Below are 24259 nucleotides of genomic sequence, written 5' to 3' on the forward strand. Positions count from 1 at the left end.
TCCGGGCCCGGATGCGTGCGCCACCGCCTGTGGGGCGTCGAGACGCGTCAGATCAGCAGCGTCGGCTTGATGTCGACCAGCCGGCCCAGCAGGCCGTTGACGAACGACGGCGAGTCGTCCGTCGAGAGCTGTCCGGCGAGGTCGACCGCCTCGTCCACCGCGACGGCGTCGGGGACGTCGTCGTTGTAGAGCAGCTCCCAGGTGCCGATCCGCAGCAGCGCGCGGTCGACCGCCGGCATCCGCTCGACGGTCCACCCCTGCGAGTAGGTCGCCAGCAGCTCGTCGATGCGCTCGCGGTGGGTGGCGACACCCTCCACGAGGTCGACCGTGTACTGCGGGACGGCGGCCTCGGTGTGCGGCTCGATCACCCGGTCGGCGACGAGCACCTGCGGGTCGATCCCCCGCTGCTCCGCCTCGAAGAGGATGTCGACGGCGCGCTTGCGCGCCTTGGTGCGTGCACCCATGTCAGCAGGCGCCCGTCAGTCGTTCACGCGGCCCAGGTACGACCCGTCACGCGTGTCGACCTTGACCTTGGTGCCCTGCTCGAGGAACAGCGGGACCTGGATCTCCGCGCCCGTCTCGAGGGTGGCGGGCTTGGTGCCGCCGGTGGAACGGTCGCCCTGCAGGCCCGGCTCCGTGTAGGTGATCTCCAGGACCACGGACGACGGGAGCTCGACGTACAGCGGCGTGCCGTCGTTGGACGCGACCATGATGTTCATGCCCTCGAGCATGTAGTTCGCCGCGTCGCCGACGGTGGCGGCGGGCACGGTGATCTGGTCGTAGGTGTCGGTGTCCATGAAGACGTAGTCGGCGCCGTCCATGTACAGGTACTGGAAGTCGCGGCGGTCCACGTTCGCGGTCTCGACCTTGGTGCCCGCGTTGAAGGTCTTGTCGACGACCTTGCCGGACAGCACGTTCTTCATCTTCGTGCGGACGAACGCGCCACCCTTGCCCGGCTTGACGTGCTGGAACTCGATGATCGACCAGAGCTGACCGTCGATGCGGAGCACGGTGCCGTTCTTGATGTCGTTGGAGGTAGCCACGTTTCTTGTTCGTCCTCGGGGTCGGGTACGGAGCGGAAGTCGTGCGGATGTCGTGCGGATGTCGACGTGCCGGGCCGCAGAGAGCCCGGAACATTCTACAGCGCGACCAGGAGCACGTGCCCCGCGATCCCGACGGCGGCCGACCATGCGAGCGACGCCAGCGTCCCGACCACGAACCGCTCGCTCGCGACCGGGTGCTCGCGCAGCTCCGAGAACCGGCCGAGCCCCTTGACCGCGACGACGACGGCCACGCCCTCCGGGTAGCCCGCGAGCAGCGAACCCGTGACGCACAGCCGCTCGAGCAGGCCGATCCAGGTGCCACCGCGCAGCACGGCGACCGCCTCCGCCGCGGCCTGCGGCTCCCGCTCCGCGTGCCGCAGCACCCACGGCACGAGCCAGGCACCACCGCCCACGCTCGCGCCCAGGCCGACGAGCCACACCGCGACGTCCGCCGCCACCGCTCCGAAGCTCACGCGCGCTCCTCCCCTGCCTCGCCGTCCGGGTCGTCGTCCGGGTCGTCGTCCGGGTCGTCGTCCGGGTGGTCGTCCAGGTCATCGTCCAGGTCGGCACCCGCGGCCCGCAGCAGGCGCGCCGCGAGCGGCCGGACGGCCGCGTCCTCGGCCCACAGCGCGGCACGCAGCCGCTGGCTCACCGCCTGCTCGCTGACCCCCAACGCGGCCGCCGAGGCCCGCTGCGGTGCCGGGCCCCGCTGCGCGACGAGCGTGTCGACGGCCTCCCACCCCGCCGTGGAACGCCGCGCCACGACGGCCCCGAGCAGATGCAGGAGCGCCTGCGCGTCCGCGGCGACGGTCGAGCGCGGCTCCTCGTCCGGCCCCACCACGGCCAGTGGCACGCTGCCGCGCCCGCGCCGCTTCGCCCGGTCGACCGCCGCGCGGGCCCGCACGAACGCCGGGCCGGAGGCCGCCCTCGACTCCGCCGGCAGCGGCCGGTCGACCGCGCCGAGGCCGATCCCCACGGACCATCCGCCGTCGCGCACCAGGTCGAGGACGACGTCGACGGCCAGCGCCGCGCCGTCGTCGTCCGCGGACAGCGCGCCCTGGAGCTCGTCGCCCACCGTGCGGTCGAAGGGCAGCAGCACTCCCGGCCGTCCGTGCGCCCGCGCGGCGACGAGCGCGAGAGCCTCGGGCACGCGGTCGGGACCCCGGGTGCTGCCCCGCTGGTCCGCGGTGATGACGATCATGGATCAACGCTACGACCTTGTGAGGACCTCGACAAGTCTCAGGACTTGTTTCCTGTCAACCCTGGACCCTGGAGAAGGAGGAGTTCAGGACTGGAGCTTGTGCGCGAGGGCGCCGAGCGCCAGCCGGTAGGAGTCGAAACCGAAGCCCGCGATCGTGCCCGTCGCGATGCCGGCCACCACCGAGTAGTGCCGGAACGACTCGCGCGAGGCGGGGTTCGACAGGTGCACCTCGACGAGCAGCAGCCCGGAGGACGTCACCTGGGCGGCGGCGTCGCGCAGCGCGTAGCTGTAGTGCGTGAACGCCGCGGGGTTGAGCACCACGTGCGCGCGGGCGTCGACGGCCTCGTGCAGCCAGCCCACGAGCTCCGACTCGTCGTCGGTCTGGCGCACGTCGACGGTGACGCCCAGCTCGCTCCCCCAGACGGCGGCCTCCCGCTCGAGGTCGGACATGGACGCGTGGCCGTAGATCTCGGGCTCGCGCACGCCGAGCCGACCGAGGTTGGGACCGTTGAGGACGAGGACGTGAGTCATGGCCCGAGGGTACGGCGGCACCACGGCGGCCGTCCCGGCCGTCCGCGCTCGCGCCACCGGTCGTCCGGCCGTCCCGGTCGGGTCAGTCCGTCTCGTCGACGAGCAGCCGGCGCGGGCCCGGGCCGTCGTCGCCGAGCGCGTCGTGCGGGTTGGCGAGCACGCACCGGCTCAGGGACAGGCAGCCGCAGCCGATGCAGTCGGTGAGGTCGTCCCGCAGCCGCTCGAGCTGCTCGATGCGCGCGTCGAGGTCGGTGCGCCAGGCCTTGGACAGCCGCTCCCAGTCGCGGACGTTCGGGGCGCGATCGGCGGGCAGGGTCTCCAGCGCCTCGGCGATGCGCGCCAGCGGGATGCCGACCCGCTGGGAGACCCGGATGAACGACACCCGGCGCAGGACGTCACGTCGGTAGCGCCGCTGGTTGCCGGAGGTGCGGCGGCTGGCGATCAGGCCGCGCCGCTCGTAGAAGTGCAGGGCGGAGACGGCGACGCCGCTGCGCGCGGCCACCTCGCCGACGGACAGCTCGACGTGGTCCCACGGGACCCTCTCGGTCGCGTGCTCCGGCACGATCCGTGTCCCTTCCCGCGCGGCGGCCTCCCGACCCTTGACCTCAACCATAGTTCAGGTCACAGCATGGCGGCATGGACGCCATCCGCCACCACACCTACGGCCCGCCCGAGACCCTCGTCCTCGAGCAGGTCCCCGACCCCGTGCCCGGCCCCGGCCAGGTGCTCGTCGCCGCCCGCGCGCACGGCGTGCACCTGCTGGACACCACCCTGCGCCGCGGCGAGGCCACCGGTCCCCTGCCCGCGCCTCGCCTCCCCGCCATCCCCGGGCGCGAGGTCGCGGGCACGGTGGTCGCGGTCGGCCCGGACGTCGGGGACGACCGGCTCGGGGTCCGGGTCGCCGCCCACCTCGGCGCCGCGCCCGACGGCGGCGGGTACGCGCGCCTCGCCGTCGCGCCCGTCGACGCCCTGCACCGCCTCCCCGACCGGCTCGACCTGGCCGACGCCGTCGCGATGATCGGTACGGGCCGGATGGCGCTCATGACGCTGGAGGTCGCGCGGCCGCGTCCCGACGACGTCGTGGTGCTCACCGCCGCCGCAGGTGGCCTCGGCTCCCTGTTCGTCCAGTCGGCGCTCGACGGGGGCGCCCGGGTCCTCGCCCTGGCCGGCGGGCCGCGCAAGGTCCGCGCGGTCCGCGGGCTCGCACCCGACGCCGGTCAGCGGCTCGCCGTCGTCGACGTCGCCGGGGACGGCTGTCCCGCCGCCGCGCGGGCCGCGCTCGGCCGGCTGCGCGCGGCCGCCGCGACGGTCGTGATCGACGGCGTCGGTGGCGACCTGGGCGCCGAGGCCGCGGCCCTCCTCGGGCCCGCCGGTCGGCTCGTCGTGCAGGGCTGGGCCTCCGGGAGCCCGAACCCCGTGGCCGCGAGCGCCGTCACCCCGGCGGGCGACCCGGTCGATGTGCGGGCCGTCGTCGGGCCCGGCGCCCCCGCGTTCGGCGACCTGCGCGCCTACCAGCGACGGGCCCTGGAGCGGGCGGCGTCGGGCGAGTGGCGCGTGCTCACCCATCGGGTGGCGTTCGCCGAGGCGGCACGGGCGCACCGGGAGCTCGAGGAGCGCCGCACGGTCGGCAAGGTGGTCCTCGGATGACCGGCGCGTCCGCCGAGGGTGCGGCCGACGGGTCGCGCGCCGGGCTGCTGGGCGTCCGGGCGCAGCGCACGGTGCTGACCGGCATGGTGGCGTACGTCGCGCTGGGGGCGTTCGAGTCCCTGGCGGTCTCGACGGCGATGCCGACGGTGGCCGCCGAGCTGGACGGCCTGCGCCTGTACACGCTCGCGTTCGCGTCGGGGTCCGCCGCGGGGGTCGTGGGGATGCTGGTCGCGGGCCGGTGGACGGACCGCCGCGGGCCGACGCCTCCGCTGCTGGCGGGGATCTCGCTGTTCCTCGCGGGGCTGCTCGTCGCGGGGCTGGCACCGAGCATGCCGGTGCTCCTGGCCGGTCGCACCGTGCAGGGCGCGGGCAGCGGCATCGAGGGGGTCGCGATCTTCGTGCTGGTGGCGCGCGTGTTCCCCGCGGAGCGGCGGCCGAAGGTCTTCGCGTGGTTCGCGGCCGCGTGGGTGGTGCCGGGGGTCGTGGGCCCGCTGCTCGCCGGGGCGATGACGCAGTACCTCGGGTGGCGGTGGGTGTTCCTCGCCGTGCCCGTGCTGGCCGTGCCCGCCCTGCTGGCCCTGCGGCCGGCGCTGGCGGCGGGGCGCACCCGGGGCTCGGCCGGACGGGTCGCCGACGACGGCGGGGACGCGGCGTCGTGGCGTGACGTCGCGGGCCAGGTGGTGCGCGGCGCGCGCGGGCTGGGGACGGTCGTGCTGGTGCGGGCGCTCGTGGCCGCCGCGTTCGTGGGTGCGCAGGTGCTGCTGCCGCTCGCGCTCGTCCGCGAGCGCGGTCTCGCCCCGGCGTTCGCCGGGGCGGTCCTCACGCTGCACGTCCTCGGGTGGTCGGCGGGGTCGTGGGCACGCGGTCGCGGGCTCGGAGGCCTGTCGCACGCGGCGTTCCTCCGCGTCGGCGGCATCTCCCTCGCGCTGGGGACCGCGGGTGTCGCCCTGCTGGTCGTCCCCGGCGTGCCCCTGGCCGCCGCGGCCGCGCCGTGGGTGCTGAGCGGGCTCGGGATGGGACTGATGTTCCCCACCCTCAACCTGCTCGTCCTCGAGCTCGCGCCGCCGTCGGCGCAGGGCGTGTCGATGTCGGTGCTCCAGGTGTCCGACGCGGCGGCGTCCGCGCTCGCGCTGACCGGCACGGGCGCGCTGCTGTGGGCCCTGCACGACCGGGTCGGCGCGGCCGCGTACGCGGTGTGCCTCGGCCTCTCCGCGGCGCTCGCGCTGACCGCGGCCGTGCTGGCCGGTCGTACCCGACCCGACGTCGTCACGAATTCCGTCGCGTTCCCGTCGGGTGTACGGGATGCTGCCGATGAGGATGTGCTCCCCGCCCGGTCCTCCTGAGTGCACCGTCCCGGGCGAGCTCTGGCGATTCCCCGCTCGTCCGCACGGACCGGGCCGCAGGCCGGCCCGGTCCCCGTACCGTCGTCCCGACGAGGAGTCACGATGTCTCAGCCCTCGAATCCCCCCACGCCACCCGCCATCCCGGTCGACGCGCTCCGCACCGCGCTCGGCGACGCGACGCCCGTCGTCGGCCCGGACGACGACGGCTACCACGCCGCCCGCGCCATCGAGCCCGGCGGCGTCGAGCAGCGCCCGGCGGCCGTCGTCCGGCCCGCCGACACGGACGCCGTGGTCCGCGCGGTGCGCGTCGCGCGCGACGCCGGCGCCGAGGTCTCCGTCCGCTCGGGCGGGCACTCGGTCTTCGGTCTGGGCGCCGCCGACGGCGCGCTCACCCTGGACCTGCGCGATCTCGACTCCTTCGAGCTCGACGTCGACGGCCGCACGGCCTGGGCCGGCGGCGGCATCACCGCGGGCGCGTACTCGCGCGCGGCCGGGCAGCACGGCCTGGCGACCCCGTTCGGCGACACCGGCACCGTCGGCGTCGGCGGCATCACGCTGGGCGGCGGCGTCGGCCTCCTGTCGCGGTCGCTCGGCATGACCATCGACAGCCTCCTCGGAGCGGAGGTCGTGACCGCGGACGGCGAGGTGGTGCGCACGGACGCCGACCACGAGCCCGACCTGTTCTGGGCGCTGCGGGGCGGCGGAGGCAACTTCGGCGTCGTGACACGGTTCCGGTTCGCCCTGCACGAGGTGTCGCAGGTGGTCGGCGGAGTGCTCCTCCTGCCGGCCACGCCCGAGAGCGTGGCGGGGGTGGTCGCGGCAGCTCAGGCCGCGCCCCCGGAGCTGACGATGGTCGTCATGGTGATGCCGGCGCCGCCGATGCCGATGATCCCCGCGGAGCACCACGGACGTCTTGTGGTCATGGCCAACGCGTGCTGGTCCGGCCCGCTCGACCAGGCGGACGCCGCCCTGGCCCCGCTGCGCGACGTCGCCGCCCGCGCCGGCGGCGCGCTGCTGGACGGCCTGCGCGCCGCGCCCTACCCCAGCCTGCTGGAGGGGGGCCCGGAGGGCGGCCCGCTCGTCGCGACCGGGCGCACGTTCCTCGCCGACGGGCTCGACGAGGCCGCCGCGGCGCACCTCCTGGAGCAGCTGGAGGGGTCCGACGCGCTGATGCGCGCCGCCCAGCTGCGGGTGCTCGGCGGCGCGGTGTCGGACGTCCCCGCCGACGCGACGGCCTATGCCCACCGCGGTGCGCGCCTGGTGGGCAACGTCGCCGCGGTCGCCCGCGACGCGGCCGGCGCCGCCGGGTACACCCCCTGGGTCGAGGCACTGGCCGACCGACTGCGCGGCGCGGAGGGCGCGTACGTGAACTTCAGCCTCGACGGCGGGCTCGACGCCGCGCGGGCGGCCTACCCGGGCGCCACCTGGGAGCGGCTGCGCGACGTGAAGCGCCGCTACGACCCGCAGAACCGGTTCCGCGGCAACGTCAACGTGCCACCGGCGTAGCAGGCGGACGAGAGGGACGGTCAGCGGGCCCGCGCGTCGATCTCGTCGCGGCGCGCGAGCACCAGCCGGTCGACGACGTCGTCCGGCAGAGGGGCGTCGGGCTGGAAGGAGACGGACCCCTTGGTGGTGCGGAACCCGCCCAGGTCGCCCGCGAGCGCCGCGACGACGTCGGGGCTGAAGGGGTAGAGGCCCACGTGCGTGCGCGTGACCACGGCGCTCACCAGCGGGCTGCCGCGGTACCGCAGCGCGGGCATGCCGTAGCTGCGGCCCTCCTCGACGTCCGGCACGAGGGCCCGTGCCCGCTCGTAGACGCGCGCGACGGCGTCGCGCTCCGCTCCGGTCAGGGTGGCCAGGTAGTCCTCGACGTCTCCCACGGGTCCATCGTGGGGTGCGGCGTCACGTCTCGCCACGCCACGTCGTCGGCAGTGCGGGGCGGAACGCCCGCCCCGCGGAAGGATGGGCAGCATGCCACGCACGGACACCCCCGCCCGACGACGCACCGGGCGTGCGACCGAGCCCCGCACCGACCTGGAGGACCTGCGCCGGGTGGCGTTCGGCGCCGCGTACCGGATGCTGGGCAGCGTCACGGAGGCGGAGGACGTCGCCCAGGAGGCCATGCTGCGCGTGGCACCGGTCGGGGCGGTGGACCCCGTGGTGATGAACCCCGCCGCGTACACGACGACGGTCGCGACCCGGATCGCGCTGGACGTGCTGCGCTCGGCGCGGGTGCGGCGCGAGTCGTACGTCGGCGAGTGGGTGCCCGAGCCGCTGGTCGGGGACGTGGTGGCGGCCGGGTCGGCGGGGCGCGAGGCCGCCGCGCACGCGGAGCTGGCCGACGACCTGTCGACGGCCTTCCTCGTGCTCCTGGAGACGCTCACGCCGGCGGAGCGGGCCGCGTTCCTCCTGCACGACGTGTTCGGCTATCCCCACCGCGAGTCGGCCCAGGTGATCGGGACGACGGAGCTGGCCGCGCGGCAGCTCGCGTCACGGGCGCGGCGCAGGGTCGCGGCCCGGCGGGAGGCGGAGTCCGGGGCGAGCGCCGGGGCGGCCAGGACCGACCCGCACGCCGCGGAGCTGGTGCGGCGGTTCATCGCGGCCACGGAGGAGGGCGACGTCGACGCGCTGGTCGAGCTGCTCGCCGACGACGTGGCGCTCACCGGGGACGGCGGCGGCAACGTGCCGGCGGGGCTGGCGGTGTCCCGCCCGGTGTCCGGGAACGTGGCGGTGGCCCGGCTCCTGTCGGGGTTCGCGCGGCGGGGCGCGCCCGCGCGCATCGAGGCGACCGTCGTCAACGGCGCTCCGGGCATGATCGCGTACGCCGACGAGTCCGTCGGCGGCGGCGTCATCGGCACGTACGCGGTGCAGGTCGTGGGCGGGCGCATCACCCGGATCGACGGCGTCATCAACCCGGACAAGCTGCGCCACCTGGCGCCGCTGGCCGACCTGGAGGCGGTGGCCGCCGAGATCAGGGCAGCGGGGCAGCGACGTCGGGCCGCACAGGCTCCCGACGGCCCACCGTCACCTTGAGCATGAGCACGAGGCCCACCAGGATCACGGCGACGATGCCCAGGGTCCCCCAGATGGTGGCGCCCGTGAGCGCGATGAGCAGCGTCCACATCGAGGGAGCGAGGAACGAGACCGCGCGGCCCGTCGTCGCGTAGAGGCCGAAGATCTCCGACTCGCGCCCGGCGGGCGCGACCCGCGCCAGCAGGGAGCGGGACGCGGCCTGCGCCGGGCCGACGAAGCAGGTCAGCGCCAGCCCCGCCACCCAGAACACCGCCGCCCCGAGCGGGTGCAGCGCGACGACGAGCAGCCCGCACACCACGAGCCCGGTGAGCGAGCCGATGATCACCGCGCGGGGCCCGAACCGGTCGTCGAGGCGCCCGGCGACGATCGTGCTGAGCCCGGCGAGCAGGTTGGCGGCGATGCCGAACGCGATCACCGCGTCGTCGCCGAACCGGAACGACACCGCGGCGATGACGGCGCCGAACGTGAACACCGCGGACAGGCCGTCGCGGTAGACGGCGCTCGCGAGCAGGAACCAGAAGGTGGGCCGCTCGTGGCGGTACAGGGCGACGACGTCGCGCACCAGGACGACGTACCCGGCGAAGAAGCCGACGCGCGGGCGGTCCTCGGCGGGCGGCGCCTCGGGCACGTAGCGGAACAGCGGCCAGGCGAAGGCCACGGCCCACAGGGCACAGCCCAGCGCGATGACCCGGTAGGCCAGGCCGTCGTCGGTGGGCATGCCCCACCAGTCGAACGTCTGCGCCACCACGACGAGGACGAGCGCGACGATCCCGCCCAGGTACCCCAGCCCCCACCCCAGCCCGGACACCCGGCCCACGGTGCCGCGCGTCGACACCTGCACGAGCATGGCGTTGTAGTTCACGCCGGCGATCTCGCTCGACACGCTGCCGAGGGACACCAGGGCCGCGCCGAGCACGAACCAGGCCGGGTCCGCGCGGACGGCGAAGAGCGCCGCCATCGCCAGGACCATGACCAGCGTCGCGCCGCCCACCCAGGCCTTGCGGCGTCCCTCGACGTCGGCGCGACGCCCCAGCACCGGCGCGAGGAGCGCCACGAGCAGGCCCCCGATCGTGATCCAGAGCCCCAGCCCGCTCGTGAGCCCGGCCAGGGCGCGCTCGTGCACCGGGTCCGTCGCGGGCAGCGCGGCCACCTCGGGCGTCAGGAACGCGTCGCTCGTGAGGTACAGGGCCGTGAAGACGAACGTCACGATCACGGTGTTGAACGGCTGGGTGGCCCAGTCCCACATCGCCCAGGAGACGACCTGGCGGCGCGGCACCGGCGCCTCCGCGACGCCCGGCCTCGCCGCGCCGTCGTGCCGCGGGCCGTGAGGTGAGCCGTGCGGCGACCCGGGCGGCGACCCGGGCGAGGCGGTGGGCGCGGCGTCGGGTACGGGTTCCGGCACCGCCGGTCGGTCGCTCATGAGGCGCAGTCTGCCCGACGCGGGCGCCCGGCGGGGGGGGCGCGTCGCACCGCGGTCGACGGCGCGCCGCGACCGACGCCCGCGGATACGATCGCGCCGTGCACGCCCCCGCCCCGCGCCCGCCCCGACGCCCCGGTCCCGCCGGGCGGTGGCGGCCCGACCGGCTCCTCGGCCCGGCCTTCGAGGAGCGGCCGCTCGGCCCCGCGACCCTGGTGCGGGCCGTCGACCGGCCGGCGCGGCCGCGCGCCGTCGTGCTGCACGTGCACGGGTACAACGACTACTTCTTCCAGGCGCACCTCGCCCGGGCGTTCGTCGACGCCGGCCTGGCGTTCCACGCCGTCGACCTGCGCCGCGCGGGGCGCTCCCTGCTCGACGCCGGCCCGGGGGCCGACGACCCGCTGCCCCCGCACTACGTCGCGAGCCTGCGCGAGGCGGGCGCCGACCTGTCCGCCGCGGCGCACGCCGTCCGGGAGCTCGAGCCGGGCCTGCCGCTCGTGGTGCACGCGCACTCGACGGGCGGCCTGAGCGCGGCGCTGTGGGCGCACGCCGTCCGTCACGACCCGGCGCACGGGCCCGACCTCCTGGTGCTGAACTCGCCGTTCTTCTCCCTCAGCGGCTCCCGGCTCGCGGACGCGGGCCGCTCCGCGGTGCTCGAGGTCCTGGGCCGACGTCGCCCGCTCGCCGTCGTCAGCGCGCACCCCTCCGAGTACGCCACGGCCCAGCACGCCTCCCACGGCGGCCGGTGGGACTTCGACACGACGCTCAAGCGCCCCGAGGGGCTCCCGGCGCGCGCCGGCTGGCTCCGCACGGTCACGCGCGCGCAGGCCCGCCTGGCCCGCGGTCTCGCCGTCCCCGGGCCGGTCCTGGTCGCTCGCAGCGACACCTCCGGCCCCGACCGGCCCGACAACCCGCTTCTCGACGCGCAGGACACCGTGCTCGACGTCGGCCGGATCGCGGCCCTGACCCCCCGGGTCGGGCCCGACACGACCCCGCTCGTCGTGCCCGGCGGCGTGCACGACCTCGCCCTGTCCGCCGACACGCCGCGGCACGCCTATCTCGACGGCGTCCTGGCATGGCTCGCCGCCCGCCTGCCGCAGGCCCGCCCGCCCGTCCCCGGGACCCTGACCGCCGGCGCCGACGACCTCCGCGACACCGACGACACCCGCGACACCGTGCGCGAGGAAGAGGCGCAGCCGTGAGACCTGTCCCCGCGCACCCGTACCTCGACCCCCGCGGCGCCGACGGCGCGCCGCTGGCCGTCGTCGCGCTGGCCCACCGCGGCTTCTCGCACGGCCGGGAGAACCTGGAGAACTCCCTGGCGGCGTTCGCCGCCGCGGTCGACCTGGGCTTCCGCTACGTCGAGACGGACGCGCACGGCACCGCCGACGGCGTCGCCGTCGCCCTGCACGACGCCTCCCTCGACCGCACCACCGACGCGACCGGGCGCGTGGCCGACCTGCCGTGGTCGGTCGTGCGGCACGCACGCATCGGCGGCAGCGAGCCGGTGCCGCGCCTCGACGACGTGCTCGGCACCTGGCCCGACCTGCGGGTCAACATCGACGTCAAGGAGGACTCCGGGGTGGCGCCGACCGCCGAGGCGATCGAGCGCACCGGCGCGCACGACCGGGTCTGCGTCACGTCGTTCGACGTCGGGCGCCGCCGCGCGACCCTCGCCCGCCTGTCCCGCCCGGTCGCGACGTCGGCCGGGCGCCGCGAGGTGGCGCGCTTCCTCGCCGGGGCCCGCCTCCGGGTCGACGCGATCACCCGCCGCGCGCTGCGCGACGTGGACGCCCTGCAGGTCCCCGTCTCCGAGGGCCGCGTGCCGGTGGTCGACGCGAGGACGGTCGCCGCCGCCCACCGCGCCGGGCGGCAGGTGCACGTGTGGACGATCAACGCTCCTGGGGAGATGGGTCGTCTCCTCGACCTGGGCGTCGACGGGATCGTCACCGACCGCGCCGACCTGCTGCGCGACGTGCTCGTCGCGCGCGGCCTGTGGGCCTGAGCGTCCCGCCCGTCAGGCCCGGCCGGGTCCGGCGCCCCCGCCGGCCGGGGCGAGCTCGACGCCCCATGCCTCGCGCACCACGGCCTGCCCGCTCGGGGTGAGCCGCAGCCCCCGCCCGGTCGTCCGCGCCACCCACCCCGCGTCGAGGAAGCGGGTGCCGACGGCGGCGCCGAGCGCGCCGGCCAGGTGCACGCGCCGCTCGGTCCAGTCGACGCAGGCCCGCACCGTGGGACGGCGGGCGCGGACGGCCGCGTCGACCTCCACGCCGAGGTCGCGCAGCCCGTGGGTCCCGGCGTCGGTGAGCGCGAGCGACTCCCCGACCAGCCACCCGGACGCCACCCACGCGCCGGTCAGCCCTACACCGAGCCGCCCCGCGAGATGGTCGTAGCAGAACCGCGCCTCCGCCAGGCGGTCGGCCTCGCGGCTGCGGCGGTACCCCGTCACGGGCGCCGGTCCCGTCAGGCCGCCGAGCGCCTCCAGCGCATCCGCCACCTCCGGGCCCGCGAGCTCGTAGTACCGGTGACGCCCCTGCGCGCGTGAGGTCACCAGTCCGGCCTCGAGGAGCACCGCGAGGTGCTCCGACGCGGTGGACGCCCGCACGCCGGCCGCGCGGGCCAGCTCCCCCGCCGGGCGGGCCGTGCCGTCCATGAGCAGCCCCAGGAACACCGACCGGGCCGGCGCGGCGAGCGCACGCCCGACGGCGGTGAAGTCCCGGTCCCGCCCGTCACCAGCCATGGCCCCGACGATACGGTGGCGACGCTTCGGCGGACGCCGAGACGTCTCGCGTCTACGGTCGGCGCATGACCGCCGCTGCTGCCCCCGCCCCGCAGGACCTCGAGGTCCGTCTGCCCGGCACGCCCGGCGCACTGGCCGACCTGGGCGAGACGCTCGGGCTCGCCGGTGTCAGTCTGGAGGGCGGCGGCGTGACCAGCCTCGACGGCGGCCGCGTCGCCCACTTCCTCGTCGACGACGGACCCCGCGCGGTCGCCGCGCTGGCGGCGGCGGGTCTCGGACCCGCGGTCGCCCGCGACGTCGTCACGACCCGCCTCGCCCAGGACGTCCCCGGGCAGATGGGCGCGTTCGCGCGCCACCTCGCGGAGGCAGGCATCGTCGTGGAGCACCTGTACAGCGACCACGACGGCAACCTCGTGCTGCTCGTCGCGGACGACGACATCCCGGCGTGCCGGGACGTCGTGCGCGGGTGGGACGCCGAGCGCGAGTCCGCGCGCCCGGCCGGCGGGGGCGCGGGCTAGAGCCCGAGCTGGACCGTCACGCCGGGCCGGCCGGCCGGCGGCTCCTTCGAGATCTCCGCGTACGCGGCGGCGAGCAGCGTCGGGTCCGGCCCCTCGAGGCGCGTCGGCTTCGCGACGTCGTCCAGCACGACGAAGCGCAGCAGGTTGCCGCGCGTCTTCTTGTCGCGCTGCATGGCCGCGAGGAGCTTGTCCCAGCGGTCGCCGCGGTAGGTGGTGGGCAGGCCGAGGGAGTCCAGGATCGCGCGGTGCCGGTCCACGACGGCGTCGTCGAGCTTGCCCCCGAGGCGGGCGAGCTCGGCCGCGAAGACCATCCCCATCGCGACGGCGGCGCCGTGCCGCAGCTGGTAGCGCTCGGTGAGCTCGATCGCGTGCCCCAGGGTGTGCCCGTAGTTGAGGATCTCCCGCAGGCCCTGCTCCGTGAGGTCCTCCCCCACGACGCGGGCCTTGACCCGCACCGACCGCTCGATGAGCTCCGTCAGCACGGCCCAGGTCTCCGGCGAGGCGTCCGAGCCCTTCCACTCCCGCAGCTCGTCGGCGTGCTCCTCCACGAGCTCGAGGATGCGCGGGTCGGCGATGAAGCCGGTCTTGACGACCTCCGCCATGCCGGCGACGAGGTCCCAGCGGTCGAGGGTCTCCAGGGCCGCCAGGTCGCACAGCACCCCCGCGGGCGGGTGGAAGGCGCCCACGAGGTTCTTGCCCTCGGCCGTGTTGATGCCCGTCTTGCCGCCCACCGCGGCGTCGACCATCGCGAGCAGCGTGGTCGGCACGTGCACGACCTTGATGCCCCGCAGCCAGGTGGCCGCGACGAAGCCGGCCAGGTCGGTCGTCGCCCCGCCGCCGACGGAGACGATCGCGTCCGACCGCGTGAAGTCGGCCTGGCCCAGCACCTGCCAGCAGAACGCGGCGACCTGGGCGGTCTTCTGCTCCTCGGCGTCGGGCAGCTCGACCGCGAACGCCTCGTAGCCCTGGCCCACGAGGTCCTCGCGGACCGCCTCCCCGGTGGCCTGCAGCGACGCCGGGTGCATGACCAGCACCCGCCGCACGCCCTCCCCGAGCAGGCCCGGCAGCTCGCCGAGCAGGTGCCGCCCGACGACGACGTCGTAGGACGGTGCTTCGTTCGTGCTGCCCTGCACGGTCACGCGGACCGTCATGACTGGACCTCCTGTGCCGATGTGCCCGCGGCCGCGTCGTGCTGCGCCGCGCCTTCCTGAGCCGTGCCCTCCTGGGCCGGTGCACCCCTGACACCGGCGTGCACCTGTGCGGCGACCTCCTGCGGGGGCCGCTCGTCGGAGACGACGTGCACCGTGGCGAGCCGCTCGTAGGTGGGGCGGCGCGCCTGCATCAGCTCGACCCATCGCGCTCTCGGGTTGCCCACGAGCAGCGGGCGGGACTGGTTGAATCCGACGCGGGGCGCGGCGTGCGCGAGGGAGACGTCGAGGAAGACGACGGTGCCGCCGCCCGCGACGTAGCCCTCGAGCGCCCGCTGGGTGTGCTCGTCCATCACCGCGCCACCGCCGAGGGCGAGGACGCCGGGGTGGCAGGCCAGAGCCGTGGTGACGGCCTCCCGCTCGAGCTCGCGGAAGTGCGGCTCGCCGTCCTCCACGAAGATCTCGGCGACCGGCTTGCCCGCGGTCTCCTCGACGTCCGCGTCCGTGTCCCGGAACGCGACGCCGAGCCGCTGCGCGAGCAGGCGGCCGACGGTCGTCTTGCCGCTGCCGGGCGGACCGATGAGGACCGCGCGGGGCACGCCCGCGCTCATCGGAGCAGCTCGGGGATCGAGGCGAGGTACGCCTCCGCGTTGCGCCGCACCTCGGCCACCGAGTCGCCGCCGAACTTCTCCACGACGGCCTGGGCCAGCTCGAGCGCCACCATCGCCTCCGCGACGACGGCGGCGGGCGGCACCGCGCACACGTCCGAGCGCTGGTGGTGCGCCGTGACGGCCTCCCCCGTGGCGACGTCGACCGTCGCGAGGGCCCGCGGCACGGTGGAGATCGGCTTCATCGCGGCGCGCACACGCAGCACCTCGCCGTTCGACATGCCGCCCTCGATGCCGCCCGCGCGGTTGGAGCGGCGGTGGATGTGGCCGTCGTCCCCGCGCTCGATCTCGTCGTGCGCGGCCGAGCCCCGGCGGCGCGCGGTGCGGAAGCCGTCGCCGACCTCGACACCCTTGATCGCCTGGATGCCCATGAGCGCGCCCGCCAGGCGGGCGTCGAGGCGCCGGTCGCCCTGCACGTAGCTGCCGAGGCCGGTCGGCACGTCGTAGGCGAGCACCTCGACGACGCCGCCGAGGGTGTCGCCGTCCTTGCGGCACTCGTCGATCTCCGCGACCATCGCCGCGCTCGTCGTGGCGTCGAAGCAGCGCACCGGGTCGGTGTCCAGGGCGGCGACGTCGTCGGGCGTGGGCAGCTCGGTGCCCTCGGGGACCTCCACCGGGCCGATCGCCACGACGTGCGAGACGAGCCGGACGCCGACCGCCTGCTCGAGGAACTTCGCCGCGACCAGGCCCAGCGCGACACGCGTCGCGGTCTCGCGGGCCGACGCGCGCTCGAGCACCGGCCGGGCGTCGTCGAAGCCGTACTTACGCATCCCGACGAGGTCGGCGTGGCCCGGGCGGGGACGGGTGAGCGGCCGGTTGCGCGCGATCTCGCGCTCGTCACCGGTGCCGGCGTCGACGAGCAGCGCGTCGCGGTCGACGGGGTCCGGCGACATGACGTCGGTCCACTTGGGCCACTCGGTGTTGCCGATCTCGAAGGCCAGCGGGCCGCCCTGCGTGATCCCGTGGCGCAGGCCGCCGAGCACGCGCACCGCGTCCTGCTCGAACTTCATGCGGGCGCCGCGGCCGTACCCGAGCCGCCGGCGGGCGAGCGCCGCCTGGATGTCCGCGGTCACCACCTCGACGCCGGCGGGCAGGCCCTCCAGCACCCCCACGAGTGACGGACCGTGCGACTCCCCCGACGTCATCCAGCGCAGCATGCCCGCGATTCTTCCACGCTTCGCGGCTTCGGCTTACAACACACCAGATCGTGGACGGGCGCACAGACGTGCACCCGTCCACCGATCGGCTTCGATTCCAGTGTCAGTAGGCAAAGCAGTGGTCGTTACTGCCACCGTTCCCAAGGGAGACCCACTTCATCTTGTTTCGAGTCTCAGGGCCGTATCGACCGTCAGCCGTAACCCCGATCTTCTTCTGGACCGCGACCAAAGCGTCTCGGGTGTTGTTCCCGAACACACCGTCGGCCGCAATGCTCTGCCCGAAGCAGTAATTCATGGATGCCTGCAACTGAACTACCCCGTCACCTCGAGTCTTGTTGGTGGCGTTCATGTAGCAGGTGTAGGTTCCCGCCGAAGAGCTGTAAGGAACATAGGTTCCCGTCGCCGACCGATGCTTCATCGTGTTGCAGTAGGCCGTAGCGGCACTGGCAGGAACCGCGGCCGCAAGACCACCACCGAGAATGGTCAGCAAGGACACGAGAGCAACCAGAAGTCGCGAGCGCTTCGTCACGCTTTTCTCCGATCTAGAGTTATCAACCGACTCTACAGACCGTACAGTTCGCCGTATCCTCAGACAAGAGGCACATTCCGACTATTGTGGAGCGAACCACCAAGCGCAATATCCATGGCTGCCACAGGCGCAGTGCGCCCCGTCATCAGCCTCACCTGCTCGACGGCTTGGTGCAGCAGCATCCGCTCCCCGCCGACGACGGTGCCACCCGCATCCGACCAGGCGGTCGACAGCGCGGTGGGGCGCGGGTCGTAGACGACGTCGAGCAGCACGCCCGACGGCGCGGCGCCGTGGGCGGCGATCGCGGCCGCGACCGGGTCGGCGGCGTAGGCCGGCATCGTGGAGACCACGACGTCGGCGTCCCGCAGCGCGCCCAGCGAGGCCGACGGGTCGAGGACCTCGAAGCGCGGGCTGACGCCCATCCGCGCGGCCGCCTCCTGAAGCCCCGCCGTGCGGCCGAGGGAGCGGACCAGCACGCGCGGCGTCGTGCAGCCGAGCTCGCCCAGCGCCGCGAGCGTGGACGCGGCGGTGGCGCCGCCGCCGAGGACGACGGCGCTCTCCGTGCTTGCGCCGGCACCACGCCCCTGGGCCACGAACCCCTCGCGGAGCGCGGTGACGAGGCCGTACACGTCCGTGTTGGTGCCCGTGAGCGTCACGCCGCACTGCGCGGGACCGACGAGCACCGTGTTGACGGCGCCCACGGCCACGGCGAGCGGGTCGACGTGGTCCACGAGGTCCATGACCGCGTGCTTGAGGGGCATGGTCACGCTCAGGCCGGCCCAGCCGAGATCGAGGCTCCGCACGAGCGCCGGCAGGTCCTCGACCGTGGTGTCGATCGCGGTGTACTCCCAGCCCTCGAGTCCGAGCGCGTCGTACGCGGCGGTGTGCAGGATGGGCGAGAGGGAGTGCGCGACGGGGTGGCCCAGCACCGCCGCTCGACGAAGAACGGCCACGTCAGTATCCGTTCTCGTCTTCCCAGGCGCGCAGCTCGTCGACGTACTTCTGGTGCTGCTCGTAAGTCTCGGAGAACTTCGTCTCGCCCGTGTCGAGGTTGACGGCCACCCAGAAGATCCAGTCGCCGTCGGCGGGGTTCGCGACGGCCTCGATCGAGGAGGCACCGGGGTTGCTGATCGGCGTCGGTGGGAGCCCCAGATGCTTGTACAGGTTGTACTTGTTGCTCGTGTCGGCCTTGTCGTCGTTGGTCAGCTGGGTGCCGGGCTTGCCTGCGCCGTAGGCGACCGCCGCGTCGATGTCGAGGGTCATTCCTCGATCCAGTCGGTTCTCGATCGCCCGCGCCATCTTGGGTCGGTCCTCAGCGTCTCGAGCCTCTCGCTCGATGAGCGAGGCCTTGTTGAGGGCCTCTTCCCAGTCGCCCTTGTCGATCCCCGCCGACTCGAGCTCGTGCTTGGTCTGGTTCACCATCGCCGTGAGCAGCGTCGTGGCGTCGTCGCCCGGCTGGACGGTGTAGGTCTTCGGGAACAGCCAGCCCTCGGCGTTGCCGTCGGCCTGCTTCGGCAGTCCGAAGGACTCCGGGTCCTTCAGCGCCTTCTCGAGCTGCTTCGGCGTGATGTCCGTGACCGAGCCGACCTTGTCGACGATCTGCGCGACCGTGTACCCCTCGGGGATGGTCACGTTCGTCTGCAGCTTCTCGTTCTTCACCAGCGCGGCGACGGCGTCCGACGCCTTCATCTCGGCCTGCAGCTGGTAGGTGCCGGGCTGGATGCCGGCGGCGGCCGGGTTCTGGCCGAACGCGTCCGTGAACGCGCCGACGCTGGCCACGACCCCGGCCTCCTGCAGCACCGTGCCCATCTGGCCGCCGGTGGCGCCCTCGGGGATGACGACGTCGACGGGGTCCCCGCCCGGTCCCGGGTAGTCGTCGTTCTGCGACCCGATGAACGGCAGGTCGCCGACGAGCGAGTCCATGCGGTCCCAGAGCAGGTAGGCCCCCGCGCCCACGAACCCGAGGACCACCACCAGCACCACGGCCGTGCGCTGCCTGCGGCGGCGCTTGCGCTTGGCGGCGGCCCTCCGGCCGGCGGCCGAGCGGCGCCGCGTGGGTGCCGCGGGCGCCTCCTGGAGGGCGGGATGCTCGAAGAGGTCCGTCACGCCGGGTTCTTCCTTCTGACAGGGCCTGGGGTGGGCACGATGGGTCGGCTGCTGCTGTCCGGGCTGGTCAGGCGCCCGGTCGCTGCTGCTCGACGAGCTCGCCGGCGCGCTCCCCCGCCGACCGCTCCACGTCGAGTGCAGATTGCAGAATGATAACGGCTGCGGCCTGGTCGACGACAGACCGGTGTGTCTTGGTGCGTCGCCCCGCCGACCGCAGCTGCGCGTGCGCCGTCACGGTCGTCATCCGCTCGTCCACGAGACGCACCTCGACGGGGGCGACGGCGGCCGCCAGGCGGGAGGCGAAGTCGCGCGCGTCCGCGGTGGCCGCGCCCTCCGCCCCGGACAGGTGGCGCGGCAGACCGACGTACACGACCGCGGCGAACCGCTCCTCGACCTCCGTCGCGATCCGGGCGACGTCGGGCGTCACCGTGGGCGCGCCGTCGGCGCCCGCGGGCACCTCCAGCACGCGTGGCACGGTCTCGACCGGCGTCGCGACGAGGCCGTCGGGATCGCTGCCCGCGAGCCCGATGCGCGCCTTGCCGACGTCCACCCCGAGGCGCGCGCCCCGCGGCAGCCCGCGGGGCGCGTCCTGCTCCGGCGACGGTCCCGTCACGCGCCCGCCTGCGCGGCGCGCACGCCCTCGGCGACGCCGGCCAGCGCGGCCGGCAGCGCCGACGCGTCGGTGCCGCCGCCCTGGGCCAGGTCCGGCTTGCCGCCGCCCCCGCCGCCGAGGGTCTTCGCCGCGGCCTTGACGAAGTCGCCGGCCCGCAGGCCCGCGTCGCGGGCGCCCGCGTTCGTGGCCACGACCACCAGGGGCCGCCCGCCCGCGACGCCGCCGACGGCGACGAGCACCGGCTCGGCGTCGCCCAGGCGGCCGCGGACGTCCAGCGCCAGCGCACGCAGGTCGTCGGCCGAGGCCACCTCGCCGGCGTCGTGCGCGACGACCCGCACCTCACCCACGCGCTCCGCCTGTGCGGCGAGGGTGCCCGCCGCGGCGAGGATGCGGTCCTGGCGCAGGCCCGCGAGCTCCTTCTCGGTGTCCTTGAGGCGCGTGAGCAGCGAGCCCACGCGGTCGGCGAGCTCGTCCGGGCGGGCACCCAGCAGGCCCGTGAGCTGACCCACGAGGGCATGCTCCTTGGCCTGGAAGCCGTACGCGCCGTCGCCCACGAGGGCGTCCACGCGACGCACGCCGGAACCGATCGAGGCCTCGCCGAGCAGCGCGACGCGGCCCACCTCGCCGGTGGCCTTGACGTGCGTGCCACCGCACAGCTCGCGCGACCAGTCGCCGCCGATGGACACGACACGCACGGTGTCGCCGTACTTCTCGCCGAAGAGCGCCATGGCGCCCAGCTCGCGGGCGCGGGCGATCGGCATGGTCGCGTCGGTCACCTCGAGGTTCTCGGTGAGCCGCGCGTTGACGCGCTCCTCGATCTCGCCGAGGGCGTCCGCGGCGACCGGGGTCGGGGACCGGAAGTCGAAGCGCACGCGGCTCGGCGCGTTCTCCGACCCGGCCTGGGTACGGTCCGGCCCGACCATCTCGTGCAGCGCCTTGTGGATCATGTGCGTCGCCGAGTGGGCGCGGCTGATCGCGACACGACGCGCGACGTCGATCGTCGCGGTGCCGGGGTCGCCCAGCGCCATCGTGCCCTCGACCAGGCGGCCACGGTGCACCGACAGGCCCTTGACCGGGCGCTGCACGTCGTCGACCTCGATGGTCGCCCCGCCGTCGAGAACGATCGTGCCCTGGTCGGCGAGCTGGCCGCCGGCCTCCGCGTAGAACGGCGTGCGGTCCAGCACGACCTCGACGTCGGCGGGCGCGGTCGCCGCGGGGGCGGGCACGCCGTCGACCAGCAGACCGGCCACCGTCACCGCGGACTCCGTGTCCGTGTACCCGAGGAACTCGACCGGCGCGGAGAGCTCCTTGTTCAGGTGCTCGTACGAGCGCAGGTCGGCGTGGCCCGTCTTCTTCGCGAGCGCGTCGGCGCGGGCACGCTGCTTCTGCTCCGCCATGAGGTCGCGGAACGCCTTCTCGTCCACCTGGACGCCCTGCTCGGCCGCCATCTCGAGCGTGAGGTCGATCGGGAAGCCGTAGGTGTCGTGCAGCTGGAACGCCTCCGCGCCGCCGAGCACCGGGGTCCCGCCGTCGGCACCGTCCGAGGCGCGCGACTTGGCGCGGCCCACGGCGGTGTCCAGGATCGTGGTGCCCTGCGCGAGCGTGCGGCGGAACGCATCCTCCTCGGCGTACGCGACGTCGCTGATGCGGCCGAAGTCGGCCTCCAGCTCCGGGTACGACGCCTTCATCGCGTCCTTCGACACGGGCAGCAGCGACGGCAGCGCGACCTCGTCGACGCCGAGCAGGCGCACCGCGCGCACGGCGCGGCGCACGAGGCGCCGCAGCACGTAGCCGCGGCCCTCGTTCGACGGGCGCACGCCGTCCCCGATCACCATGAGCGACGAGCGGACGTGGTCCGCGATCACGCGCATCCGCACGTCGTCCTCGGGGTCCGCGCCGTAGCGCTTGCCGGTCAGCTCCTCCACGCGCGCGATGACGGGGAACACCTCGTCGATCTCGTAGAGGTTCTCCTTGCCCTGCAGCAGGTACGCGATGCGCTCCAGGCCCGCCCCCGTGTCGATGCTCTTGTGCTCGAGCTCGCCCAGCAGCGGGTAGTTCTTGCCCTGGCCCTCGCCGCGCACGAACTGGTCGAAGACGAGGTTCCAGATCTCCAGGTAGCGGTCGCCGCCCGGGTCGACCGTGCCGCCGACGGCCTCGGGGCCGTACGCGGGTCCGCGGTCGTAGTGCCACTCGGCGCAGGGGCCCGCCGGGCCGGGCTGGCCCGTGTCCCAGAAGTTCTCCTCGCGGGGCAGGCGCACCACGTGCTTCGGGTCGAGCCCGACGCCCTTCGTGAGCGCGTCGAAGGCCTCGGCGTCCTCCTCCCAGATCGTCACCCAGAGGCGGTCGCCGTCGAGGCCGTAGCCGCCCTGGCCCTGGTCGGTCGTGAGGAGCTCCCACGCGAAGTCGATCGCCTCGCGCTTGAAGTAGTCCCCGAACGAGAAGTTGCCGTTCATCTGGAAGAACGTGCCGTGCCGCGTGGTGCGGCCCACGTTCTCGATGTCGTTGGTGCGGATGCACTTCTGCACGCTCGCGACCCGCGGCCACGGCGCGGGCTCCGTGCCGAGGATGTACGGGATGAAGGGCACCATGCCGGCGATCGTGAACAGGATCGACGGGTCGGGCGAGACCAGGGGGGCGCTCGGGACGATCGCGTGGTCCTTCGACTCGAAGTAGTCGAGCCAACGCTTGCGGATCTCGGCGGTGCGCATGATGTCCTTCGATGTGTCGAGCCGGTACGGCTGGTGACGGGCGTGACGTGCGGGTGGCCGCCCGCCGTGGCGGCGGCCGTCCCCCATTCTCGCGCCCACCGGGAGATGGTCGGAACGGGAATTCTCAGAACGAGTAGCCGAGGTCCGCCTCGTCGGCGGCGATCTCCGCCTCGGCGTCGGGATACCGGCCGGGCTGTCCGTCGCGCGTCGCGGCCGCGTGCCGGGCGCGCCCGGGGCCCCCGCGCAGGTCGGCGGGACGCAGCCCGCTCGCGCGGACGTCGTCCGGGCCCGGCTGCCCCTCGGCCAGCAGCGCCGCGGTGAGCTCGGCCTCGCGGGCGCTGCGCGCCTGCGAGAACTCGCGCCGGAACGTCGCGACGAACGTCTCCGCCCGCCGTCCGGCGTCCTGCGCCGCACGCTCCGCGCGGTCGACCACCGCCTCGGGCGCGTACTGCGCCACGATCTTGCGGCCCCGCTGGACGACGACGACCGTCACCACGACGCCCACGCCGACCCAGAACAGGCGGCGCATCAGCGGCCGGCCTTCGCGTCGTCGCCGCGGCTCGAGCGCGAGGCCCGCGCGAACGCCTGGCGCACGCCGTAGGAGAACGCCGCGACCTTGACCAGGGGGCGGCCGAGCGTCGAGGCGTACAGGCCGGCCAGCGCCGACACGTTCTCGCTGACCTGGGCCGCCGACGTCGTGATCGTGTCCACCTTGACCAGCTGGTCGTTGGTGGAGGCCACCGTGGTGGCCGCCTCGTCGAGGATCGGCACCGAGTGCTCCGTCACCTCGCGGATGGAGCGCGTCGCCTCGTCGAGCACGCGGCCCAGCTTCACGAGCGGGATCGCGAGCAGGCCCACGAGCAGCACGAACGCGACGGCCGCGATGAGCCCGGCCACGTCACCCATCGACATCAGATCTCTCCTCGCACAGGTGTCAGACGGTCGGTCGTCACCCTATCCCGGGTGACTCCCTGCAGACGGCGGACCCAGACGGCGGACGCCCCGCCCCCCGCGACGGCGGGTGACGGGGCGTCCTGGGTGCGGAGTCCTCCGCGGAGATGCTCGGGATCAGCGCGCGTAGAACTCGACCACGAGCTGCACCTCGCAGGTCACGGGGACCTCGGCGCGCTTCGGCTTGCGGGTCAGCGTGGCCGACAGCTTCTCGAGGTTCACCTCGAGGTAGCCCGGGACGGCCGGCAGGACGTCGCGGTGCGCACCGGCGGCGGCGACCTGGAACGGCGTGGTGGTCTGCGACTTGGGCTTGACCTGGATGGTCTGGCCCGGCTTCACACGGAACGACGGACGGTCGACGATCTTGCCGTCCACCAGGATGTGACGGTGCGTCACGGCCTGGCGGGCCTGCAGGATGGTGCGGCCGAAGCCGGCGCGCAGCACGAGCGCGTCGAGGCGCGTCTCGAGGTCCTCGACCATGACCTCACCGGTCAGGCCCGGGTGCTTGCGGGCGTTCTCGTAGACCTTGAGGAGCTGCTTCTCGCGCAGGGCGTACTGGGCGCGCAGACGCTGCTTCTCACGGAGGCGGACCGCGTAGTCCGACTCGGTGCGGCGGCGCGCACGGCCGTGCTCACCCGGGGGGTACGGGCGCTTCTCGAAGTGGCGGACGGCCTTCGGGGTCAGCGCGAGGCCGAGCTTGCGGCTCAGGCGGACCTGGCGGCGCGACTTGGTGACAGCGGTCACTGGTTGCTTCCTGTCCTGTGGTGATGGATGAGGTCACACCCGACGTCCGCCCCGCGAGGGGAGGTCCGGGTGCGGGACCAGCCGATGGAGCTCCCGCACGGGGCGGGTGCTCACGGGGCCGAGGTCCCAGGTGGTCGCCGGAAACGGCAACCGCAGCATCTT

The 24259-nt window shown here is 74.7% G+C and carries 27 protein-coding genes; 7 read left to right on the forward strand and 20 right to left on the reverse strand.

Annotation, left to right across the window (positions count from 1 at the left end):
* Positions 1-47: 47 nt before the first annotated feature.
* The 6 genes from nusB to soxR form a co-directional block, all read right to left on the reverse strand.
* Complete coding sequence (nusB, locus tag ACFQ80_RS00920) at positions 48-464, reverse strand: transcription antitermination factor NusB (protein WP_430551260.1); 417 nt, start codon at positions 462-464, stop codon at positions 48-50.
* Positions 465-479: 15 nt separating this feature from the next.
* Positions 480-1043: an elongation factor P gene (efp, locus tag ACFQ80_RS00925; protein WP_430551259.1), complete on the reverse strand. Its 564-nt coding sequence runs from the start codon at positions 1041-1043 to the stop codon at positions 480-482.
* Positions 1044-1138: 95 nt separating this feature from the next.
* Positions 1139-1516, reverse strand: coding sequence for a hypothetical protein (locus tag ACFQ80_RS00930; protein ID WP_430562214.1), 378 nt, complete (start codon positions 1514-1516; stop codon positions 1139-1141).
* Positions 1513-2244 (reverse strand): hypothetical protein, encoded by a 732-nt coding sequence (locus ACFQ80_RS00935; protein WP_430562215.1) that lies wholly within the window; start codon positions 2242-2244, stop codon positions 1513-1515. The genes ACFQ80_RS00930 and ACFQ80_RS00935 overlap by 4 nt, the downstream gene beginning before the upstream one ends.
* Positions 2245-2328: 84 nt before the next feature.
* Positions 2329-2775 carry a type II 3-dehydroquinate dehydratase gene (locus tag ACFQ80_RS00940; RefSeq protein ID WP_430551256.1) on the reverse strand — a complete coding sequence of 149 codons (447 nt, stop codon included), beginning with the start codon at positions 2773-2775 and terminating at the stop codon, positions 2329-2331.
* An 82-nt stretch (positions 2776-2857) separates the two neighbouring features.
* Positions 2858-3337, reverse strand: coding sequence for a redox-sensitive transcriptional activator SoxR (gene soxR / locus ACFQ80_RS00945; protein WP_430562216.1), 480 nt, complete (start codon positions 3335-3337; stop codon positions 2858-2860).
* 74 nt (positions 3338-3411) lie between these two features.
* Here soxR and ACFQ80_RS00950 point away from each other — a divergent pair, with 74 nt between their 5' ends.
* From ACFQ80_RS00950 to ACFQ80_RS00960, 3 genes are all read left to right on the forward strand, one after another.
* The gene (locus ACFQ80_RS00950) at positions 3412-4422 is read left to right on the forward strand and encodes an alcohol dehydrogenase catalytic domain-containing protein (RefSeq protein WP_430562217.1); all 1011 of its coding nucleotides are present in this window, start codon (positions 3412-3414) and stop codon (positions 4420-4422) included.
* Positions 4419-5765 carry an MFS transporter gene (locus ACFQ80_RS00955; RefSeq protein WP_430562218.1) on the forward strand — a complete coding sequence of 449 codons (1347 nt, stop codon included), beginning with the start codon at positions 4419-4421 and terminating at the stop codon, positions 5763-5765. The genes ACFQ80_RS00950 and ACFQ80_RS00955 overlap by 4 nt, the downstream gene beginning before the upstream one ends.
* A 102-nt stretch (positions 5766-5867) precedes the next feature.
* On the forward strand, positions 5868-7271 hold the full coding sequence (locus tag ACFQ80_RS00960) for an FAD-binding oxidoreductase (RefSeq protein ID WP_430562219.1): 1404 nt from the start codon (positions 5868-5870) through the stop codon (positions 7269-7271).
* Between the two features lie 20 nt (positions 7272-7291).
* Here ACFQ80_RS00960 and ACFQ80_RS00965 read toward each other — a convergent pair whose 3' ends face one another.
* Positions 7292-7645, reverse strand: coding sequence for an iron chaperone (locus ACFQ80_RS00965; protein WP_430562220.1), 354 nt, complete (start codon positions 7643-7645; stop codon positions 7292-7294).
* Positions 7646-7736: 91 nt separating this feature from the next.
* Between ACFQ80_RS00965 and sigJ the strand changes: the two genes are divergently transcribed.
* Positions 7737-8798, forward strand: a complete 1062-nt coding sequence (gene sigJ, locus ACFQ80_RS00970) for an RNA polymerase sigma factor SigJ (protein WP_430562221.1) — start codon at positions 7737-7739, stop codon at positions 8796-8798.
* On the opposite strand, the gene ACFQ80_RS00975 is transcribed toward sigJ, so the two are convergent.
* Complete coding sequence (locus ACFQ80_RS00975; protein ID WP_430562222.1) at positions 8737-10218, reverse strand: MFS transporter; 1482 nt, start codon at positions 10216-10218, stop codon at positions 8737-8739. The genes sigJ and ACFQ80_RS00975 overlap by 62 nt on opposite strands.
* A gap of 98 nt (positions 10219-10316) precedes the next feature.
* Between ACFQ80_RS00975 and ACFQ80_RS00980 the strand changes: the two genes are divergently transcribed.
* Positions 10317-11417, forward strand: a complete 1101-nt coding sequence (locus ACFQ80_RS00980) for an alpha/beta hydrolase (RefSeq protein WP_430562223.1) — start codon at positions 10317-10319, stop codon at positions 11415-11417.
* On the forward strand, positions 11414-12220 hold the full coding sequence (locus ACFQ80_RS00985) for a glycerophosphodiester phosphodiesterase (protein ID WP_430562224.1): 807 nt from the start codon (positions 11414-11416) through the stop codon (positions 12218-12220). Before ACFQ80_RS00980 ends, ACFQ80_RS00985 begins: the two co-directional genes overlap by 4 nt.
* Before the next feature lie 12 nt (positions 12221-12232).
* Here ACFQ80_RS00985 and ACFQ80_RS00990 read toward each other — a convergent pair whose 3' ends face one another.
* Positions 12233-12955, reverse strand: coding sequence for an ArsR/SmtB family transcription factor (locus tag ACFQ80_RS00990; RefSeq protein WP_430562225.1), 723 nt, complete (start codon positions 12953-12955; stop codon positions 12233-12235).
* 65 nt (positions 12956-13020) lie between these two features.
* On the opposite strand from ACFQ80_RS00990, the gene ACFQ80_RS00995 reads away from it, so the two are divergent.
* The gene (locus ACFQ80_RS00995; protein WP_430562226.1) at positions 13021-13473 is read left to right on the forward strand and encodes a hypothetical protein; all 453 of its coding nucleotides are present in this window, start codon (positions 13021-13023) and stop codon (positions 13471-13473) included.
* Here ACFQ80_RS00995 and aroB read toward each other — a convergent pair.
* The 11 genes from aroB to rpsD all read right to left on the reverse strand — a co-directional run bounded on the left by aroB (position 13470) and on the right by rpsD (position 24097).
* Positions 13470-14624: a 3-dehydroquinate synthase gene (gene aroB, locus ACFQ80_RS01000; RefSeq protein ID WP_430551244.1), complete on the reverse strand. Its 1155-nt coding sequence runs from the start codon at positions 14622-14624 to the stop codon at positions 13470-13472. The two genes, ACFQ80_RS00995 and aroB, sit on opposite strands and share 4 nt — an antisense overlap.
* Entirely contained in the window at positions 14621-15232 is a 612-nt protein-coding gene (locus ACFQ80_RS01005) for a shikimate kinase (RefSeq protein WP_430551243.1), read from the reverse strand. Before ACFQ80_RS01005 ends, aroB begins: the two co-directional genes overlap by 4 nt.
* The gene (aroC, locus tag ACFQ80_RS01010) at positions 15229-16446 is read right to left on the reverse strand and encodes a chorismate synthase (RefSeq protein WP_430551242.1); all 1218 of its coding nucleotides are present in this window, start codon (positions 16444-16446) and stop codon (positions 15229-15231) included. The genes ACFQ80_RS01005 and aroC overlap by 4 nt, the downstream gene beginning before the upstream one ends.
* 103 nt (positions 16447-16549) lie before the next feature.
* Positions 16550-16975: a peptidoglycan-binding protein gene (locus ACFQ80_RS01015; protein ID WP_430562227.1), complete on the reverse strand. Its 426-nt coding sequence runs from the start codon at positions 16973-16975 to the stop codon at positions 16550-16552.
* Between the two features lie 59 nt (positions 16976-17034).
* Positions 17035-17928: a shikimate dehydrogenase gene (locus ACFQ80_RS01020; RefSeq protein ID WP_430562228.1), complete on the reverse strand. Its 894-nt coding sequence runs from the start codon at positions 17926-17928 to the stop codon at positions 17035-17037.
* Position 17929: 1 nt separating this feature from the next.
* Positions 17930-19081 (reverse strand): endolytic transglycosylase MltG, encoded by a 1152-nt coding sequence (mltG, locus tag ACFQ80_RS01025; RefSeq protein ID WP_430562229.1) that lies wholly within the window; start codon positions 19079-19081, stop codon positions 17930-17932.
* A gap of 67 nt (positions 19082-19148) precedes the next feature.
* Entirely contained in the window at positions 19149-19694 is a 546-nt protein-coding gene (gene ruvX / locus ACFQ80_RS01030; protein WP_430551239.1) for a Holliday junction resolvase RuvX, read from the reverse strand.
* Positions 19691-22402 (reverse strand): alanine--tRNA ligase, encoded by a 2712-nt coding sequence (gene alaS, locus ACFQ80_RS01035; protein WP_430562230.1) that lies wholly within the window; start codon positions 22400-22402, stop codon positions 19691-19693. The genes ruvX and alaS overlap by 4 nt, the downstream gene beginning before the upstream one ends.
* Positions 22403-22526: 124 nt before the next feature.
* The gene (locus tag ACFQ80_RS01040) at positions 22527-22931 is read right to left on the reverse strand and encodes a hypothetical protein (RefSeq protein ID WP_430562231.1); all 405 of its coding nucleotides are present in this window, start codon (positions 22929-22931) and stop codon (positions 22527-22529) included.
* Positions 22931-23314 carry a DUF948 domain-containing protein gene (locus ACFQ80_RS01045; RefSeq protein WP_430545449.1) on the reverse strand — a complete coding sequence of 128 codons (384 nt, stop codon included), beginning with the start codon at positions 23312-23314 and terminating at the stop codon, positions 22931-22933. Before ACFQ80_RS01045 ends, ACFQ80_RS01040 begins: the two co-directional genes overlap by 1 nt.
* A 156-nt stretch (positions 23315-23470) precedes the next feature.
* Entirely contained in the window at positions 23471-24097 is a 627-nt protein-coding gene (gene rpsD, locus ACFQ80_RS01050; protein ID WP_430551236.1) for a 30S ribosomal protein S4, read from the reverse strand.
* Positions 24098-24259 lie beyond the last annotated feature (162 nt).

The organism is Isoptericola sp. NPDC056578, assembly GCF_042793275.1.
Classification (GTDB): domain Bacteria; phylum Actinomycetota; class Actinomycetes; order Actinomycetales; family Cellulomonadaceae; genus Isoptericola.